Here is a 17,674-nt window from a genome sequence, read left to right on the forward strand (position 1 = left end):
GCACAGAAAAAGGGCCGCCGGCAGGCAGCCCTTGTGTCAGCTTCTTTTACTCTTAAAAACGGCATTTACGATGCTTGCTGCAAGTCCTCCCCATATCAGAAGCATGCCGACGATCATCATAGTTATAGCACTTGCACTCATAGACGTACACCCTCCTTGCTGTCACCCTTTAGATCAACGCTTTTGTGCCATTTGACTGCAATAAAAACAAAAGCCAGAACCAGCGCTAACAAAGCTACTCCCCAGCCGGAGAAAAGAAGGAATTGCGTTGGATAACCTTCATAATTGCTTTTTGTATTGCTGATAAAGTTCTGGATCGTCATGTACCCTAATATGGCTGGTGTCACTACTCCCAGACAAAATCTCCACCATGCTCCAAGCTTTATATCAGACATACTGTCAGCATGATTCTGCAATGACTTCAATTCTCTTGCAATCCAAGCAACCAAAACAACCTCAACCAAGCCTGCCAGTACAATCCCGAATTGATTGATGAAGTTATCCGCTGCATCCAGAAGGTAAAGGCCGCCCTTTGTCGCAAATATGATGGAAATTAATGCAGCCAGACCTCCACCGACAGTAACAGCCTTACTCCGCGAAACATTAAATTTATCCTGCACACCGGCAACGAAGGTTTCTACGATTGAAATCAAGGAGGTTAACCCTGCAAGTACAAGGCATCCAAAAAAGGCGAAGCCAAATAGTCCATTAAATGCAGGAAATTCACTGATGATTTTCGGGAATACAATAAATGCAAGCCCGATTCCTGAGCTGACTACATCTTTTACTTCCACTCCCTGTTGGGCAGCCATGAACCCTAGTGCCGCAAATACACCAATTCCCGCAAGCAGTTCAAAGCCGGAATTAGCAAACCCTGTGATAAACGCATTATTTGTTATATCAGTCTTCTTTGGAAGATAGCTTGAATAGGTAATCATTATTGCAAACCCGATGGATAGGCTAAAGAAAATCTGGCCATAGGCCGCTATCCATACTTTGCTGTTACCAATTTGCGACCAATTAGGTTTAAAGAATGCTTCCAGCCCCTGGGCTGCCCCATCAAGTGTAAGTGCCCTAACCACGATGACCAGGAAAAGAGCGACCAGGGTTGGGATCATGATTCTGTTAGCTCTTTCAATCCCCTTTTTTATCCCCCGAAGCAAAACACCAAGTGTTACGATCCACACGATGATGATCGGAATCAATACACCTGGAACAAATCCTCCCAATTCTCCAGGCTTTCCTGCAATATGCAAATAATCATTAAAGAAGAAGCTTTCGGGATCTTTTCCCCACGATTGCTTAAGCGAAAAGAAAGCGTAAGATGAAGCCCATGCAATTATTGCCGCATAATAAGTAGCTATCACAAATGATATTGCAACCTGCCACCAGCCTAGCCATTCCGATGTTCTCCTAAATCGGGCAAAGGTTAAAGGAGACGAACCCCTGAACTTGTGCCCCAGCGTGAATTCCAGTATTAATAATGGAATACCTGCTGTAAGCAGTGCGAATAAATAAGGAAAGAAGAATGCCCCGCCGCCATTTTCATATGCCACAGCAGGAAAACGCCATATATTTCCCAGACCGATTGCGGAACCTACGGCGGCTAAAATAAACCCGGCCCTTGTTCCCCATTGTTGTCGATTTTCCATGAAAGCCACCTCGAAAAATTATTTGTGAATATTTTTTAATTTTCTGTAAATATGAAAAATATTATATCTGCAAAATAAAATCTTGTCAAAGTAATTTTCGGCAAACTCGTTGAATTTCATTGAATGGTATACACGGTGTAAGATGCTTGAAGCTTCCCCCACATTTTGTTAATAAATATCTAAACAGGGATTATAGAAGGGAAATCAGAAGCTTTAAACGAATACCTTAAGAGAAATACGGCATAAGTACATATAAAAAGGAGAGTAGCTATGAAAAAGCTTCCTATTGCACTACAGATGTATACACTTAGGGAACAGGCTTCTAAAGATTTTGCCGGGACTTTAAATGAGGTGGCACGCTTGGGTTATGATGGTGTAGAATTTGCCGGCTTTGGAGGGTTGTCTGCTTCCGAAGTCCGGAAGGTACTGGATGACGTCGGTTTGCGTGCAGCATCAAGCCATATTCCAATCCCAGTATTGGAAAGTGACCTGGAGCAAGTCATCGAGGAACAATTATTAGTGGGGAGCAAATATATAGTGTGCCCTTATGTGCCAGAAGAAGATCGTAATGAAAAATACTATATCCGGCTGATCAGTCTACTGAATAAGGCTGGAGAGAGATGCAGCCGCACAGGGATTACCCTTTGTTATCATAACCATGACTTCGAGCTTGACAGGATGAGTGATGGGCGAACGGCACTTCAGATGATATTGGAGGAAACAAATCCTGACTGGGTCAAAGCTGAATTTGATGTCTACTGGCTCACGTATGCGAATGAAAATCCGACAGAATGGCTGCAGAAATATGGCAGCAGGACACCGATCGTCCATCTGAAAGACATGACGACGGATGGGGAACGGTTCTTTGCTGAATTGGGAACCGGTGGCGTCGACATCGAATCAGTCCTGCAACAGGGAGTTGGCTCAAACATCGAATGGTGGATTATAGAACAGGATGAGTGCAGAAAAAATCCTATCCAGAGTGTGGCAGAAAGTCTACAGTACTTAAAAGGAAAATAGATCCAGCTAGATATACGACATACTTTGTTATTTGTTGATTTTTATCAATATCACTTTAGAAACCTGCCATTAAAAGTATTTGCCCGTACAAATTTTTCTTCCAAAACAGATGGACTTTCCATTTAATCTTGGTATAATAATGGCTGTTACAATACATTATAATGTTAAAAAGGTGGGCAAATATGGGGAAGTCATCGTGCAGATATGTAGTAAACGCTGTTGGAAAAGGCGGAGAGACATATTTAACCCATTGTCAGGATAAACAGGAATTAAACAAATGGATTTGTGAACACCGTGAACGCCTCCACATGAACCAAATCAAGATTGTGGATAAGAAAAGGCATCCTTTTTTGAACTGGCTTTTCAATCTTATATTATATAAAAAATAATATAGGCTCTACACATAGACGTCATAACCATGGCGTTTTTTTATTGCATTTTTGTGTCAGCCGTTTTTTATCATAAGCTGAAATGAGTTTTAAGCATTCAGGTTTTTAGGGCAATTCCAGGAGTGCCGCTGTTTAAAGAAAGATATGGGAAATCATCAATCAGAGTGTATTTGTGGGATATGCCGATATGATATGATTAGAAAGGGTTTTACAATAGAAGATGCTCAAGCATCACTGAGGTGTGCCGTACTTGAAAATACAGCGGGAATGGTTTATGAAGTCTTTGAGGATCATACTGCCTTTGCTGATCCTATTTTTTATTTTTTATAAATCAAATGATTATTTTCAGAAGTTAGATTGGTCATTGGCAATCAGTCAAATTCCGAAGATAGGATTTTGGGATCTATCCATTATATTGCTTCTTGGTTTCATTGCGGCGAGCTTTATGATCTACTATGATATTTTATTTAATAATAGGTTAAGCTTGAACATTCCAATAAAAAAGCTGGTCAAATACTCGTTGATTGCGAATACTTTCAACAATGTGCTTGGATTTGGAGGATTAGCGGGCGCCAGCATCAGAAGTACTTTCTTCAAAAAGCACCATGCCAATTTTAAACAGCTGCTAAAGACAATTGCGTGGGCCACGCCGCTTATGTTTGCTGGAGTTTCTGCATTGCTGATTTTTGTTGTGATGTCTGATATTCATACGTTTATTGACTTTAAAGGTGATCATTTGTTAAAACCGGTGCTATGGGGCATCGTGCTTTTTTTGCCTGTCTATCTCCTTATTCTATTTGCAAAAAATAAGTTAACAAATAAGACAGATAGGGAATTTATCATTAAAATGCTTGCCGTTTCAGTTGTAGAATGGTTTTTATGCTTTTTTGTATTTTACGCTATCAGCGAGCTTTTGAACGTATCTGTATCATTTCCTTTTTTATATGGACTTTTCTTCGTGGGTAAATTCATTTCTGTGGTCAGTATGACTCCCGGTGGTATAGGAACTTTTGACCTTGTGCTCCTGGAAGGGTTTGACCAGCACGGGGTTGTCAAGGAAACCGGCCTGCTAATTGTCGTGCTGTACCGCATTTCTTACTATGCGCTTCCATGGCTCATAGGCATCGTATTGGCTATTTCGGAAATGGTGCCTGCTTCCTTAAGGAAAAGGGCGTAGGGACTGCAGCTGAAACTTTTGTTATCTGCTGAAAGGAGACTTTATGAAAATCATTGATGCGCATATGCACTTATCCAACATCCAATCATTTCGTGAAACAGCAGCTTCTTTGTCCCATGTGGATTATTCGAATTCGGGCATCATACAAGAATACCGGCATAGTGGAGTTGTGTTGGGGATTGGCATGGGGCTTACAGAGACAGCTCAAATGGGATTCCCTGACTATCATGCAACAACACCAATGTGCTTGGATTTAGAGAGTGCAATCCCTCCAATGATTGTATATTGTGCAGGGGTAAATCCATTTGATTTGAATAAGGAGTCATTAAAACGGCTTGAAGCCGAAGTACAAAAGCCCAATGTGGCAGGCATCAAGATTTATTTGGGCTATTATCCTTTTTATGCTTATGATGATGTTTATGAACCGGTGTACGGCCTTGCAGCGGAATATGGGCTTCCGGTAGTTTTCCATACAGGGGATACTTATTCTGAACGCGGATTGTTAAAGTATTCGCATCCTCTTGCAATCGATGAAGTGGCTGTGAAACACAGGCAGGTCAATTTCATAATGGCCCACTTTGGCGATCCGTGGACATTGACCGGGGCGGAAATCATTTATAAAAATCCTAATGTGTTTGCGGATCTGTCCGGTCTGGTAGTTGGAACAGAAAAGGAGCTGGAGCAGCGAAGCGAAGGTATATTTCTGGACCATCTGCGGCATGCCCTGGTATTTGCCGACTCCTATGATAAATTGATCTTCGGTACAGACTGGCCGCTGGTTCCAGTCGGTCCCTATATAAGGTTTATTAAAAGTCTTATACCTCCAGCCTTCCATGAGCAGGTATTCTTTTGCAATGCATTAAGGGTCTTTCCAAAAATTCAGAGATATATAGAATAGCAGAGAAAATGGCTATCCGATAATAGATAGCCATCTTTTATATCTTCGCATATCCATGCTTTGTAAAAACTGATTGGTTTTTTCTTAGCTGAATTAAAGCAAGTCCCTCTTTAACAAATCCAGTCCAGACAAATCCCTTCCCAGCAAATCCCGAAGGCGTGAGTGCAGCAATTCGCGACGTTCGCGATTTAGCCTTAGCAATCCTTCCCCTTCAAGAGTTTCAGGATAGCCTAAGGACACTGTATTATCAATCAGCTCTCTATAGATTTGCGGCTCTGATAATCGGCGTTTTCGCAGTGTTTCATGTTTATTTATAAGAAGTGCCACAGCACCCGAGACATGAGGGGCGGCCATAGAGGTACCGGAAAGGAGGGCATACTGGTTTATGGGAAAGGTAGAAACAATATGTTCCCCTGGAGCCAATAAGTCGATTTGGCTGTTCGAATTGCTGAACCTGGAAATCCGCCTAAGCAAATTTACCGATCCTACCTCGACTACTTCTGGATAAGCACCCGGATAGCTTAGCTCGGTGGTATCTGGATTGCCATCACCTAAATTGCCTGCTGCACAAACGACAGAAATATCATTCCGGACAGCATGAATAATTGCGGAGTGCATGAGCGGGTCGTCTTCAGCGGCGCCTAAGGACATCGATATAACCCTAACCTTCTCTCCGTCAGGGCCTGTCCAATCCACAGCATAATTTATAGCATGAATGATACTCTCTGTCGTTCCTTCCCCGGAACCATTCAATACCTTCAGCACCAGTAACTTGGCCTCAGGGGCGACGCCTATTACACCTGAACCATTTTCTGCTGCAGCAATAATCCCGCTCACATGGGTGCCGTGACCGTGATTGTCACGAAAATCCTTAACTTTTCCATTAAAGTCACTGGTAAAGTTACAGCCTCCAATAATTTGTCCCCTTAAATCAGGATGGTCGGGCTGGCAGCCGGTGTCAAGCACTGCTACGACTACATTCTTACCTTTAAAGCCCTCTCTCCATAGAGATCTTGCCCCAATCATTCTTACCCCTGGAGGTGTTTCGAATAAGCTCTCTTTAATACGAATTAAAGAGAAAGGAGTTAGATGAACCTTTGGCAACTATGTCATCTCCCATCATTACATACAGCATTCGACAATCCACTAATTTCTCCATAGTGAATTTAGAAAATGCGATTACTACATGTTATGAAGAGAGACAGGCAATTGATATGATTGTTTGTCCCATTTAAATAAATGAAACGTTTTTCAATCGAATATATGCTGTAAACAAATAAAAAACCTCCCGGACATGGAGGAGCATTATATAATGATGTTCTTATTCTTTCCTTTCAATATTTCATACAATCCATAAAATGCCAGACCGATCGATACGGCTCCCAGTAGCCAGGCACCATACCGCTGCTCCAGGATCTTTTCAAGCGCTCCATCAAGGCTCAAGGGGTTATTTGGATTTACAGTGATGGCCATTCGAACAATGAAATACCCAAGAATGATAAACACTACTCCTCGTGACATCAGCCCAATTCTGCCGGCACTTATGGCCGCCTGTACTTCGGGTTCGCTCATTTCAGCTGTTCTGAATTCAGAAATGAAGGAACCTGTCAATCCCTCATATATATGATAAACTCCAACGCCCAAAACAATCGCACCTACAATCCCCACGACCCATGGTCCATAAGAAGCGGCTAACAGTCTGGCGGTCCAAGTCTCTTTTGAATTGCCGGACTGTCCCGCATGTATAGCAATTGAAAGCGCATTGGCAGCCAAACCGATGTAAATCGCACATTTGATGATGCTGGCAACTTTCCTTCCATACCTTTTCAATGGTTTATCTTTCGTTGATGGTCCCCTGAAAAACTCTAAAAGCAGCCAAAGGATATAGCCGATCAATCCAATTCCGATGATCCAAAGCAGAACCTCACCAAAAGGTTTGGCAGCCACCGAGTGAAATGCTCCGTTTGTGCCCTTTGCCTTGCTGCCGTAGCCGCATGCAGTTAATAAAGAAAAGATACCGACGAGAATGAAAATTGTCCCTTTAGCCATGAATCCAAATCTTGCATATTTCCTTACCCATGGTTTTAGCTGAGAGGAAGCTTGATGGACGTTTTCTTTCATCTCTTTATTGGGGGAATGTGGAAGCATATAGATTCTCCTTTCCTGCTTACTCAATTAATTCCCGTTTACAGGCTTTGGGAAACTAAATTGAGTTACATGGCAATAGTGACTATATATGGGTAAATTAGTTGATTTCATAGGGCTGGCTTGGGCATAAGGGCGACTATGAAAATCTGATTTTCGAAAAAAAAACGTCCCTATATAATTGGAATGCAGGGGAGAAACCAGTAGAAGCGCGGCAATGGAGACTTTAAAAAATTACACTGAGGACATAAATTTCAGTCGCTAAAGTTTTTCGCAACATAATAAAGCACAAAACTTAGTAAGTAAGAGCTAGAGGATTGCAAGGCTGAGTTTGCGGCTGAGTGAGGGGAAAGCGGGGCTTCATTAAGATATGCCAATTTGTTTTATTCCCCAAGCTGTTATTAAGTGTTATCTTGATTGGAAGCGGGGCAGAGTAATGCATACGCTTTATGACCTGCCCATTTTTCAGATTAGTTGTTATTTTTTCTGTTCTTATTTTTGTTTTTGTTGCGTTCGTTAGTTACAGGATCTTTTGGACTTCTGACATCCTGTCTAACAGGTGCTAACTCTTCTGAAGCCTCGGTCTGAAATTGAGCACGATTTGTACGGTTATTCTGACCGGCTTCTTCTCTAAGCCCAGGAATCAATCTGGAGATGAATGAATGATAGAAGTATTCGGTAAAGGCTATGGCTGCCGCAGAAAGGAAGGACGCAGTGAACAGTCCATTAGCAAAAGCCATATTCCTGCTTAGCAGGTAAATGATAATCAAGGCCAAACCAAAGTCCGCCAGAGAAGCCGATAGATTATTGGTTCGCCTTAATATGAATAAATCACCCAGTATATAGCCGGCCAGAGTTAACACCACTGCAATCATCAACACCTCGGTGAAGGCCAGATTGTAAAATAAACCCAGGATTATTCCGAGAACAACAAGAGTTGAAATAAATTTAATCGAAAGCGCTAATCCGTGTCTCAATGGCTCCATCTCCTTTTTCCTATTTTGTTTGTTTTACATAGGAAATATTCGTTGAAGGAGGGCCATTGAAAGAGGGAACTGCCAAATATTTATTCGGCGTTATCCGCAAAGTAAACAAACATCTATACCGTTCTTTTTACCAAAAGAAAACCCGGAGAGATTTTCTCCGAGGTTCGGTTTATTCTAAGCCTTCCTGTTCTTTGCCTTCTACCTTACCGTCCTTAAAATAAATGTGTACATCAGCTCCAGCCTTACCGGCACCTTCAAATCTGTATACCTCCGCTTTTGTATCAGGTTCATCCTGATCTGTAGCTTCCACACCCTTAGAGCCGATAATTTCCGTGACCTCTTCATATGTCATTCCATTTTTGATCTTCTCATATTCCGCTTTTGTTATTCTCTGTTCTGTGTCGCCTGCTCCAGTTGTTTTGGAATCGCCTGTAGAATCAGAAGAGCAGCCGCTAATAAATCCAATCAAAGACATTGCAAGGATACAAGATGACAATTTATTACCCATTTCTGCGGGATCTCCTTTCTGGAAGATGCTTACATTTGGCATTTACCCGATTATTGAAAGGAAAACCCCTATCGTTTATAAGAATTTACATGAAATGGAGTTAGGGTGGCAGGAAAATGGTATATATAAATATACAATTAAAGTCAGAGAAATGAAGACATAGCATTAAAAAGCGTTGTAAAACCTTTTCTAAAGTTTTATGATAATTTTGGTAATTAATTAAATTAATTAAGTTTTAATTCTCTTATCCTATGGAGAAATGACTAAAAAATACGAGCCGAGGTGTTGATTGTGACTTCCATATTTGAAAACATTCAAAGGTTACTCAACTACGGAGTCCAGGAAAAATTGTTAAGGCAAGAAGACGTGCTATATTCACGGAATCGCATTTTGGCTGTGCTCGGCATATATGAATGGAAAGAGGTGAACGAAGAACAACCAGCGGGGGCCCTTGCAGAAATCCTGGAAGAAATACTGGATTGGGCATTCGATAACCAAGTGATTACAAACAATACCATTACGGAACGTGATATTTTCGACACAGAAATTATGAATTGTTTGATGCCGCGCCCCTCAGAAGTAATCGATGTATTTAACCAGAAATTCAGCAAAAAACCTAAAAACGGCACGGATTATTTTTATCACTTGTCCCTGGCATCCAACTATATTCGCCAAGACCGAATTGAAAAAAATATTCAATGGAAGACCAATACCCCTTTTGGAAACATTGATATTACCATTAATCTTTCAAAACCGGAAAAAGACCCCAAAGAGATCGCACTTTTAAAAAATGCACCGGCAGCCTCGTACCCAATCTGTCTTTTATGTAAGGAAAATGAGGGCTATAAAGGGAATCTTAGACATCCGGCAAGAGCGACCCATCGCATTATACCGCTATATCTGAACAAGGAAGACTGGTATCTTCAATATTCACCTTATGTCTATTACAACGAGCATTCCATCATTTTTAGAAGAGAACATATCCCAATGAAAATATCCAGAGAAACATTTATACGTCTTCTGGATTTTACTGAACAGTTCCCCCATTATTTTATAGGCTCTAACGCGGATTTGCCGATTGTAGGGGGATCCATCCTGTCGCATGACCATTTCCAGGGCGGACGATATCAATTTGCCATAGAAAAGGCTGAAATAGAGGAAACAATTACCCTATTAAACTATCCATCTGTATCGATAGGCATAGTAAGATGGCCTATGTCTGTTTTGCGTGTTTGCGGCCCTAAGCATGACGTAGCGGAGGTTTCGCAATTTATATGGAATATTTGGAAGGGGTACACGGATGAACATGCAGGCATCTTCGCCTTTAGCGGAGATACTCCCCATAATACGGTGACCCCCATATCGAGAAGGAACGGTGAGCTTTTTGAGATGGATATCGTATTGAGAAATAACCGCACATCCGAAGAGTTTCCAGAAGGAATTTTCCATCCTCATCGGGAGTTGCATCACATTAAAAAAGAGAACATTGGCCTTATAGAAGTAATGGGACTGGCTGTATTGCCGGGAAGGTTGGGGGACGAGCTTAAAAGAGTCGCTGAAAATATAATAACTGCAAGGCCAAAAGAAGAATGGGAAGAGATGATCTTAAAACACTGGGAGTGGGCTCAAAAGATAATAGTTAAGAGAAAGAATATCCACAGGGATAATGTAATGAGTATTATTCAAGAAGAAGTAGGCTATACCTATTTGACCGTCCTGGAGCACGCGGGCGTTTTCAAGAGGACAGCAGAAGGAAAGCAGGCATTCCTGCGATTTCTCGAAGCACTGCAAGGGCAGGGAGTGACATAACGGTCTTGTAAAAGAGGATGCAGGAATTTACGGGAGTGGTTCTATCATATGGTATGTCCTGACTATTCTTTCGATTATTCACTATAGTCACAAGATAGCTGTTTAATAAACAGTTTTTTTAATAATGTTTTACCAGATTAAACGTGAAAGCAGGTAAAATATATGAATAGCTCTGAACTAAAACATTTATTCCGTGAATATTTCGGATATGACGATGGAGTAAGGGTCTTTTTTTCTCCCGGACGTGTCAATTTGATAGGAGAACATACGGACTATAACGGTGGTTATGTATTTCCGGCCGCACTGACATACGGTACGTGGGCTGCGGCAGCCCCCAGGGACGACAGCACCTACAACTTTGCATCCGCTAATTTTCCAACACGTGTTTCGGTTTCGTCATCAGAAAAACTGACTTGCAAGAAAGAAGATGATTGGGCTAATTACCCTAAGGGTGTACTGAGCGAATTATTGGCTCTCTCAGAAAAGGATGCTCCGATGTACACTGGAGCTGATATCCTGTTTTACGGCAATATTCCTAACGGGGCAGGATTGTCTTCTTCAGCTTCTCTAGAGCTGGTCACAGGCCTTGCATTTAGCAGTTTGGCCGGTCTGGAAATTCCGATGATTGAGCTTGTGAAGCTTGGACAGCGTGCCGAAAATAACTTTATTGGAGTCAATTGCGGGATCATGGACCAGTTCGCGGTAGGGATGGGCAAAGAAAATCATGCCATGATGCTTAAGTGCGATACGCTGGATTTTCAATATGTACCGGTGAATATCGAAGGATATAAGCTGGTTATCACAAACACAAATAAACGCCGCGGCCTGGCTGATTCAAAGTATAACGAACGGAGAAGCGAATGTGAGGCCGGGCTTAAAATCATTCAGCAACATCTGCCTCATGTTCGCTCGCTTGGAGATGTGAGCTATGAGGAATGGATGGGTGTCAGCCGGTTCATAGAAAATGAAACCATTCGCAGGCGTGTTAAGCATGTGATCGCAGAAAATGAACGGGTCCTGGCTGCCGCTAAGCATTTAAAGGAAAATGACCTGCTGGCCTTCGGCAAAATGATGAAGCAATCACACGAATCCTTAAGGGATTTATACGAGGTAACAGGATTTGAGTTAGATACTTTGTATGAAGCAGCCTCAAAAGTTAAGGGCTGTATCGGTACCCGTATGACAGGTGCCGGATTTGGAGGCTGCAATGTCAGTCTTGTAAAGGAAGAGGAAGTAGAGAATTTTAAGCGGGAAGTATTTGAAAAGTATGTTGAAAAGACCAGTTTACATCCAGTCTTTTATGTGTGTGAAATTGGCGATGGAGCGAAAGAATTGATCTAAGGAGGAATGGACATGGCGATATTGGTAACCGGAGGAGCGGGATATATCGGAAGCCACACAGTGGCAGAGCTTCTCGTACGGGGAGAAGAGGTTGTTGTCATAGATAATCTTAAAACTGGACATACAGGCTCTGTAACAGGCGGTATCTACTATAACGGAGACCTTCGCGACAGCAGCTACCTGGATCAAGTTTTTACAAAGCATGACATTGAGGCAGTTATTCACTTTGCAGCCAGCTCCCTTGTCGGTGAGAGTGTTAAGAACCCGCTGGAATACTATGAAAATAATTTAATAGCTTCTCATACCCTTGTATCAGCTATGCTGGCCCATGATGTTAAAAAAATAGTCTTCTCCTCAACGGCTGCAACATATGGAGAACCAGAACAAATCCCTATCCAGGAAGAGGACCCTACAAATCCAACAAGTCCTTACGGAGAAACGAAACTTGCCATGGAAAAAATGTTTCGTTGGTGTGATGTTGCTTACGGGCTGAAATCAATTTCCTTACGGTATTTTAATGCAGCCGGAGCACATCCCGACGGCATGATAGGTGAAGACCATAGTCCAGAAAGCCATCTTATACCCATTATTCTCCAAGTGGCATTGGGGCAAAGGGAGTCCATTGCGATTTTTGGGGATGATTATCCGACAGATGATGGAACTTGTATACGTGATTATATCCATGTTATGGATTTGGCAAATGCGCACTGGCTGGCACTTGAACATTTACGGAACAATAATGTCAGTGATTTGTTTAACCTTGGCAACGGATTAGGGTTCTCTGTTAAGGAAGTCATTAACACCAGCCGAAAGGTGACTGGACATCCGATTCCCGAAATTGTCGAACAAAGGCGCGCTGGAGATCCTGCCGTGCTGATTGCGAGTTCGGAAAAAGCCCAACAGGTATTAGGCTGGAAACCAAAGTACAACGATTTGCAGACAATCATTGAAACTGCATGGAAATGGCATAAAGCTAATCCGAAAGGATACAGTGATAAATGAAGAAAAAGCGTTCCGGCATCTCCCGCAAAGGCTTATTAAAGGGAATTTCTCAGAAGTGCTCATTGGCCGGGATTTTTTCGCACGCAGATGCATTAGAACAAGAGGGAAAGAGCAGCACTGTCATGATATATTAATATGGCAAACAAAGAAAGCGCATGGAAGGCATGCGCCTTCTTGTATTTCTTTGGATTTGTCCTAAAGCTCAGGCGCCGCCTGAGCCGCCTCGCCTGGCTGCAGATCCTTGATTATTGGCCATCCATCTTTCCATTCAATTGGATCTATCATGAGCGGCCTGCGGGTTGCCCCGCTGTTTAACTTAGGCTTATTTCTTTCAATGGCATGATATACGATCCAGTCGGTTCCATTTTTATCTGTGATGATTGCATTATGTCCCGGACCGGCAAATTTCTTGCTGCCTGTAAGGATAACGGTACCATTGCTTGAGATGATGTCGTTCCCGTTCCTATCGAGGTAAGGGCCAGTAATCTTCTCTGAGCGTGCCACTGCTACATGATAGGTGCTGTTTTCCCCATCACAGCAGGATCCCGATGATAAAAACATATAATAATAGCCAGTTCTTTTTACTACGTAGGGCGCTTCGAATGCGTTGCCGGCAACCTGAAAAGGCTTGCCTGCTGTCTTGAATCCATCCTTGGTCAGCTCTATCCCAAATATGCCATGAAAGCTGCCCCAAAAAAGATAAGGTGTGCCATTGTCATTGTAGAATTCCGGGTCGATCGAGTTTTCTACGCCGATGCTTTTGCTTCTAAAGAGCGGTCCCATATCTTTAAATGGGACATCGGGCTCACTGCTTGTAGCAACACCTATGCTTGGATCCTGGTCTCCCCAGGTCGAAATAGAATAGTAGAGATAATAAGCATTATTATAATAATTAATATCGGGAGCCCAAATGCCGCCTTCCTTCCAATTTGGCTTATCAACAGCCTCAAAAGCCTCCCCAAAATAATCCCATTCAGTCAGATTTTTGGAACGTATGACTGGCACATATCGGGGACCATTGCCGTCACCCCAATTTTCTTCCGTTCCATACACATAATAGTAACCATCCTTGCCTTTGATAATTGAAGGATCTGCTATGACTGGTTCGAATACCGGATTCTGATATTCTGATGTGCCTGCTTCATGGGGTTTAGATAACTTATCCGCGGAAGAACATCCAGGTAGAGCCAATATTCCGATTAATAGTGGAATCAAGGAGAATTTAGGCATGTTTTTTCATCCTCTTTCTCTGGGAATTGGGATAATAACAGCACACTTCGTTAAATAATTTAATTTAGGTAATTAAATTTTATCTTATGCCTTTGTACAATTCAATTAATGACCCCAGGCTGAAGGAGAGATATTAGTGGGTTCGGATAGTGGTAAAACCTACCCTCCATGCAGTGTAGGTTCTTGAAAATATAGTGTGGTATTTCTAAATTTTGAAATACTGATAGAATATGAAACCGGAAAGTGTAAGCGTTGACAAAAGTGGGTAAATCAAACTATCATGAATTTACAAAATAAATTAATTTAATTAACTCCCATGAATAGCTAAAAGGATTGCAAATAACAAAAAGTCAAAAAGTGGGTCATGTTGTCTTTTTATTTCTAATCCAGGGAGGAATATTCATGAAGAAGAAAAAATGGCTTGGCATTGCAATGACAGCATTGCTTGCAGCTGGCTCTTTGGCTGCATGCTCCAGTGATGAGTCGAGCAGTTCTGACGGCGGCGGAAGCGGAGATGGTGAGAAGATTACTTATTGGGCGCCTTTCTCAGGTGCTGATGGCCCGCGGATGAAGAAAATAGTGGAAAACTATAACAAGTCTCAATCAAAGTATAACGTAAACCTCCAGATTGTTCCCCAAACTGATTATTACAAAACAATTGATCTTGCATTTTCTGGACAGAAAAATGCACCGGACCTCATGATTGCACATACGGACCAGCTTGTGAACTATGCTGAGAAAAATCTATTGAAAGATTTAACAGACACAATAGAGGAAACAGGTGTGAAAGAAGAAGATTATTCAGAAACTGCCTGGCAAGCTGGGTCGATCGATGGAAAGCAATACTCCATTCCTTTGGATATCCACCCACTGATTCTGTATTACAATAAAGACATGTTTAAAGACGCTGGTCTTGATCCCGAAAAACCCCCTACCAATCGTGATGAATTCGTAGCGGCAGCTAAGAAGCTTACCGATTCTTCCAAGAACCAATATGGCTTTGTAGTTCCAACACTATGGCCAAACCAATTCATCTATCCTACGGTGTTTTTCCAAAACGGGGGAGAATTGCTTAAGGATGGAAATCCCAACTACAACAGTCCGGAAGGTGTAGAAGCCTTAACCTTTCTCAGGGATTTAATAGAAAAAGAAAAAGTATCACCGGCCAATGTTCAACAGGATGGCGAAGTCACTCTGTTCCTTCAAGGCAAGAATGCAATGCAGCTAAACGGGCCCTGGATGATGGAACAATGGGACAAGGCGGGAATTAACTACGGAGTGGCGGAAGTTCCAATGCTGGGGACGGAAAAGCAAGCGGTATATGCTAACGGACATAATTTCGTAATACCGGCCTCCGTTAAAGACGAAAAAAAATTGGCGGGAATCTCTGATTTCCTGAAATACGTTGCCGAGAACACAATGGAATGGGCCAAGTCGGGCCAAGCACCAGCCTCAAAGGCCATATATGAACAAAACGAAGAATTTAAGAAGATGACTCAGCAGCCAAAAGTGGCAAAAGAATTTGAATACGCCCAGTTCGCACCCCGCGTACCTAACTGGGGCCAGTTATCCGAGCCATTATGGGCGGAAGTGAACCTCGCTTTGTTAGGTAAAAAGGATCCTCAAAAAGCATTGGACGACGCTACTAAAAAAGCGGAACAAATAATGAATAAATAACAAATCGAGAAGACGGGACAGATGTTAAACTTCATCTGCTCGTCTTGTTTTGATGGCTGTTATTCCTTTTAATTCTTGGGAAGGTGGAGGCGGGAATGAATACAAGCTGGAAATCAAAACTCACATCGAGTCTGTTTGTACTTCCGTATTTGCTGCTGTTTACGATTTTTCTCTTGGTGCCCATCATATATGGGGCATGGATGAGCTTGAATAACTGGGATTTGCTCAATCCTGTTCATGAATTCGTGGGATTGAAGAACTATGTAAAGATTTTTGATACCGATTCTTATATTAGTAAGCTTTTTCTTGAAGGGCTGCAAAACACACTGCAGTTTGTTCTTTACAGTGTCCCTTTATTAGTGGCTGTAGGGCTGGCGTTGGCACTGTTGATTAACAGCCTTCCGGGAAAGTTCAAGGGATTTTTCAGAACGGTTTATTTTATACCGTACTCTGTATCGGTGTCCGTTGTAGCGATCGTCTGGCTCTGGCTGCTAGACACCAACAGCGGGCTTATCAACCAGTATCTTCTTAAGGCAGGCATATCAGGAATCCCTTGGCTGACTGATTTGCCCTGGGCGTGGATTTCGCTTGTTATCGCTACATTATGGTGGACGATTGGCTTTAATATGGTGATTTTCATCAATGCACTAAACGATGTTCCTGAAGAATTATATGAAGCGGGCGCACTTGACGGGGCATCACGCTGGCAGCGCTTCGTCCACATTACCCTGCCCAGTATCAGACCTACCATGCTTTTTGTATTGATTACATCTACGATTGCTTCCTTTAATATCTATGGCCAGCCATTCTTGATGACAAGGGGTGGTCCTGGGACAGAAACAAAAGTGCTGTTAATGAATATAGTTGATGAAGCTTTTGAGCAGCGGCAGTTAGGAAATGCGGCAGCCATGTCCCTGATGATGGCGTTAATTATGATCATAATTTCCATTATTCAATTACGAATCACAAATAGAAGGGAGTAGCGCCGGATGAAGAATAGGGGATTCAACATTCTCATGGTCATAATAGCAGTCATTATTGCTTTGATATTCATCATACCAATTTTTTGGATGCTTGCTACATCCTTTAAAACGGATCAAGAAGCCTTTACCGCAGGCTTAAAATGGCTCCCGGAAGTATTCACAGGTGAAAATTATCAATATGCCATGAACGGTGAAGGGGAAACCCCTGTATTGAAATGGATGAGCAATTCCCTTTTTGTAGGCATAACTGGAACATTGATCGTTCTTGTGGTGGATACACTTGCAGCATATGGCCTGGCGAGGCTGGACGTCCCGTTTAAAAAGCTGCTTATCGCCATTTTCATCGGTTCATTGACCATCCCGTGGGTTATAACCTTCCTGCCGCTGTACATGGAATTTAACAAGATGGGTCTGCTTGATACCTATGCTGTTTTGATACTTCCATACTCCGCAAACGCGTTTGGTGTATTTCTTTTGTATCAATATTTCAGGGGGTTCCCAAAGGAACTGGAAGAGGCTGCTTATCTTGATGGCGCTAATAAATGGCAGGTATTCACGAAGGTTGTCCTGCCCGCGGCCCGCCCGGTCATTTGGACATTGGCAATCTTCACGTTTATGGGTATCTATAATGATTTCCTCTGGCCTCTCGTAACGACGAGTTCACCTGAGATGAGGACCATTACAACTGGGATCGCCATCATGCAGCAGGGCAGCTTTGTATCCTCGCCAGCAAAGCTTATGGCATTAACCTCCATTGCTACCATTCCTGCCGTGCTCCTTTTCATCTTGGGTCAGCGCTCATTTATTAAAGGCGTGACACAATCAGGGATAAAATAGATTCGTAAGGAAGGATTTGA

At 42.4% G+C, this 17,674-nt stretch carries 16 protein-coding genes and 1 pseudogene; 10 read left to right on the forward strand and 7 right to left on the reverse strand.

Annotation, left to right across the window (positions count from 1 at the left end):
- Positions 1–36: 36 nt before the first annotated feature.
- Both V1500_RS03675 and V1500_RS03680 read right to left on the reverse strand, forming a co-directional pair.
- A complete protein-coding gene (locus tag V1500_RS03675) occupies positions 37–141 on the reverse strand; it encodes a methionine/alanine import family NSS transporter small subunit (protein WP_409304253.1) in 105 nt (34 codons plus the stop codon).
- On the reverse strand, positions 138–1,652 hold the full coding sequence (locus V1500_RS03680; protein ID WP_409304254.1) for a sodium-dependent transporter: 1,515 nt from the start codon (positions 1,650–1,652) through the stop codon (positions 138–140). The genes V1500_RS03675 and V1500_RS03680 overlap by 4 nt, the downstream gene beginning before the upstream one ends.
- A 270-nt stretch (positions 1,653–1,922) precedes the next feature.
- On the opposite strand from V1500_RS03680, the gene V1500_RS03685 reads away from it, so the two are divergent.
- The 4 genes from V1500_RS03685 to V1500_RS03700 all read left to right on the forward strand — a co-directional run bounded on the left by V1500_RS03685 (position 1,923) and on the right by V1500_RS03700 (position 5,136).
- Positions 1,923–2,672 carry a sugar phosphate isomerase/epimerase family protein gene (locus V1500_RS03685; protein WP_409304255.1) on the forward strand — a complete coding sequence of 250 codons (750 nt, stop codon included), beginning with the start codon at positions 1,923–1,925 and terminating at the stop codon, positions 2,670–2,672.
- A 182-nt stretch (positions 2,673–2,854) separates the two neighbouring features.
- Positions 2,855–3,061, forward strand: coding sequence for a hypothetical protein (locus tag V1500_RS03690; protein ID WP_409304256.1), 207 nt, complete (start codon positions 2,855–2,857; stop codon positions 3,059–3,061).
- 250 nt (positions 3,062–3,311) lie between these two features.
- Positions 3,312–4,238 carry a lysylphosphatidylglycerol synthase domain-containing protein gene (locus tag V1500_RS03695; RefSeq protein ID WP_409304257.1) on the forward strand — a complete coding sequence of 309 codons (927 nt, stop codon included), beginning with the start codon at positions 3,312–3,314 and terminating at the stop codon, positions 4,236–4,238.
- A gap of 43 nt (positions 4,239–4,281) precedes the next feature.
- Positions 4,282–5,136, forward strand: a complete 855-nt coding sequence (locus V1500_RS03700) for an amidohydrolase family protein (RefSeq protein WP_409304258.1) — start codon at positions 4,282–4,284, stop codon at positions 5,134–5,136.
- A gap of 180 nt (positions 5,137–5,316) precedes the next feature.
- Here the strand turns inward: V1500_RS03700 and V1500_RS03705 are convergent.
- The 4 genes and pseudogenes from V1500_RS03705 to V1500_RS03720 form a co-directional block, all read right to left on the reverse strand.
- A pseudogene (locus V1500_RS03705) lies at positions 5,317–6,240 on the reverse strand (S8 family peptidase); the annotation flags it as partial.
- A 201-nt stretch (positions 6,241–6,441) separates the two neighbouring features.
- Positions 6,442–7,284, reverse strand: a complete 843-nt coding sequence (locus V1500_RS03710; RefSeq protein WP_409304259.1) for a DUF1206 domain-containing protein — start codon at positions 7,282–7,284, stop codon at positions 6,442–6,444.
- A 467-nt stretch (positions 7,285–7,751) separates the two neighbouring features.
- A complete protein-coding gene (locus V1500_RS03715) occupies positions 7,752–8,258 on the reverse strand; it encodes a YndM family protein (protein WP_409304260.1) in 507 nt (168 codons plus the stop codon).
- 178 nt (positions 8,259–8,436) lie between these two features.
- A complete protein-coding gene (locus tag V1500_RS03720) occupies positions 8,437–8,775 on the reverse strand; it encodes a DUF3862 domain-containing protein (RefSeq protein WP_409304261.1) in 339 nt (112 codons plus the stop codon).
- Between the two features lie 291 nt (positions 8,776–9,066).
- Between V1500_RS03720 and galT the strand changes: the two genes are divergently transcribed.
- The 3 genes from galT (at position 9,067) to galE (ending at position 12,927) form a co-directional block, all read left to right on the forward strand.
- Positions 9,067–10,584, forward strand: coding sequence for a UDP-glucose--hexose-1-phosphate uridylyltransferase (galT, locus tag V1500_RS03725; protein WP_409304262.1), 1,518 nt, complete (start codon positions 9,067–9,069; stop codon positions 10,582–10,584).
- Between the two features lie 162 nt (positions 10,585–10,746).
- Positions 10,747–11,925, forward strand: coding sequence for a galactokinase (locus V1500_RS03730; RefSeq protein WP_409304263.1), 1,179 nt, complete (start codon positions 10,747–10,749; stop codon positions 11,923–11,925).
- Between the two features lie 12 nt (positions 11,926–11,937).
- Positions 11,938–12,927: a UDP-glucose 4-epimerase GalE gene (gene galE / locus V1500_RS03735; RefSeq protein ID WP_409304264.1), complete on the forward strand. Its 990-nt coding sequence runs from the start codon at positions 11,938–11,940 to the stop codon at positions 12,925–12,927.
- A gap of 195 nt (positions 12,928–13,122) precedes the next feature.
- On the opposite strand, the gene V1500_RS03740 is transcribed toward galE, so the two are convergent.
- Positions 13,123–14,157: a family 43 glycosylhydrolase gene (locus tag V1500_RS03740; protein ID WP_409304265.1), complete on the reverse strand. Its 1,035-nt coding sequence runs from the start codon at positions 14,155–14,157 to the stop codon at positions 13,123–13,125.
- A 402-nt stretch (positions 14,158–14,559) separates the two neighbouring features.
- Here V1500_RS03740 and V1500_RS03745 point away from each other — a divergent pair, with 402 nt between their 5' ends.
- The 3 genes from V1500_RS03745 to V1500_RS03755 all read left to right on the forward strand — a co-directional run bounded on the left by V1500_RS03745 (position 14,560) and on the right by V1500_RS03755 (position 17,654).
- The gene (locus V1500_RS03745) at positions 14,560–15,834 is read left to right on the forward strand and encodes an ABC transporter substrate-binding protein (RefSeq protein WP_409304266.1); all 1,275 of its coding nucleotides are present in this window, start codon (positions 14,560–14,562) and stop codon (positions 15,832–15,834) included.
- 95 nt (positions 15,835–15,929) lie between these two features.
- Positions 15,930–16,817, forward strand: coding sequence for a carbohydrate ABC transporter permease (locus V1500_RS03750; RefSeq protein WP_409304267.1), 888 nt, complete (start codon positions 15,930–15,932; stop codon positions 16,815–16,817).
- A gap of 6 nt (positions 16,818–16,823) precedes the next feature.
- Complete coding sequence (locus V1500_RS03755) at positions 16,824–17,654, forward strand: carbohydrate ABC transporter permease (protein WP_409304268.1); 831 nt, start codon at positions 16,824–16,826, stop codon at positions 17,652–17,654.
- The last annotated feature ends 20 nt before the right edge of the window (positions 17,655–17,674 follow it).

Source organism: Peribacillus sedimenti (assembly GCF_046237635.1).
GTDB classification, from domain to species: Bacteria; Bacillota; Bacilli; order Bacillales; family DSM-1321; genus Peribacillus; species Peribacillus sedimenti.

Bases quoted from the DNA above. Each gene is read 5' to 3' on its own strand.
- V1500_RS03675 (WP_409304253.1), bottom strand. From the start codon at position 141: ATGAGTGCAAGTGCTATAACTATGATGATCGTCGGCATGCTTCTGATA.
- V1500_RS03680 (WP_409304254.1), bottom strand. From the start codon at position 1,652: ATGGAAAATCGACAACAATGGGGAACAAGGGCCGGGTTTATTTTAGCC.
- V1500_RS03685 (WP_409304255.1), top strand. From the start codon at position 1,923: ATGAAAAAGCTTCCTATTGCACTACAGATGTATACACTTAGGGAACAG.
- V1500_RS03690 (WP_409304256.1), top strand. From the start codon at position 2,855: ATGGGGAAGTCATCGTGCAGATATGTAGTAAACGCTGTTGGAAAAGGC.
- V1500_RS03700 (WP_409304258.1), top strand. From the start codon at position 4,282: ATGAAAATCATTGATGCGCATATGCACTTATCCAACATCCAATCATTT.
- V1500_RS03710 (WP_409304259.1), bottom strand. From the start codon at position 7,284: ATGCTTCCACATTCCCCCAATAAAGAGATGAAAGAAAACGTCCATCAA.
- V1500_RS03720 (WP_409304261.1), bottom strand. From the start codon at position 8,775: ATGGGTAATAAATTGTCATCTTGTATCCTTGCAATGTCTTTGATTGGA.
- V1500_RS03730 (WP_409304263.1), top strand. From the start codon at position 10,747: ATGAATAGCTCTGAACTAAAACATTTATTCCGTGAATATTTCGGATAT.
- galE (WP_409304264.1), top strand. From the start codon at position 11,938: ATGGCGATATTGGTAACCGGAGGAGCGGGATATATCGGAAGCCACACA.
- V1500_RS03740 (WP_409304265.1), bottom strand. From the start codon at position 14,157: ATGCCTAAATTCTCCTTGATTCCACTATTAATCGGAATATTGGCTCTA.
- V1500_RS03745 (WP_409304266.1), top strand. From the start codon at position 14,560: ATGAAGAAGAAAAAATGGCTTGGCATTGCAATGACAGCATTGCTTGCA.
- V1500_RS03750 (WP_409304267.1), top strand. From the start codon at position 15,930: ATGAATACAAGCTGGAAATCAAAACTCACATCGAGTCTGTTTGTACTT.
- V1500_RS03755 (WP_409304268.1), top strand. From the start codon at position 16,824: ATGAAGAATAGGGGATTCAACATTCTCATGGTCATAATAGCAGTCATT.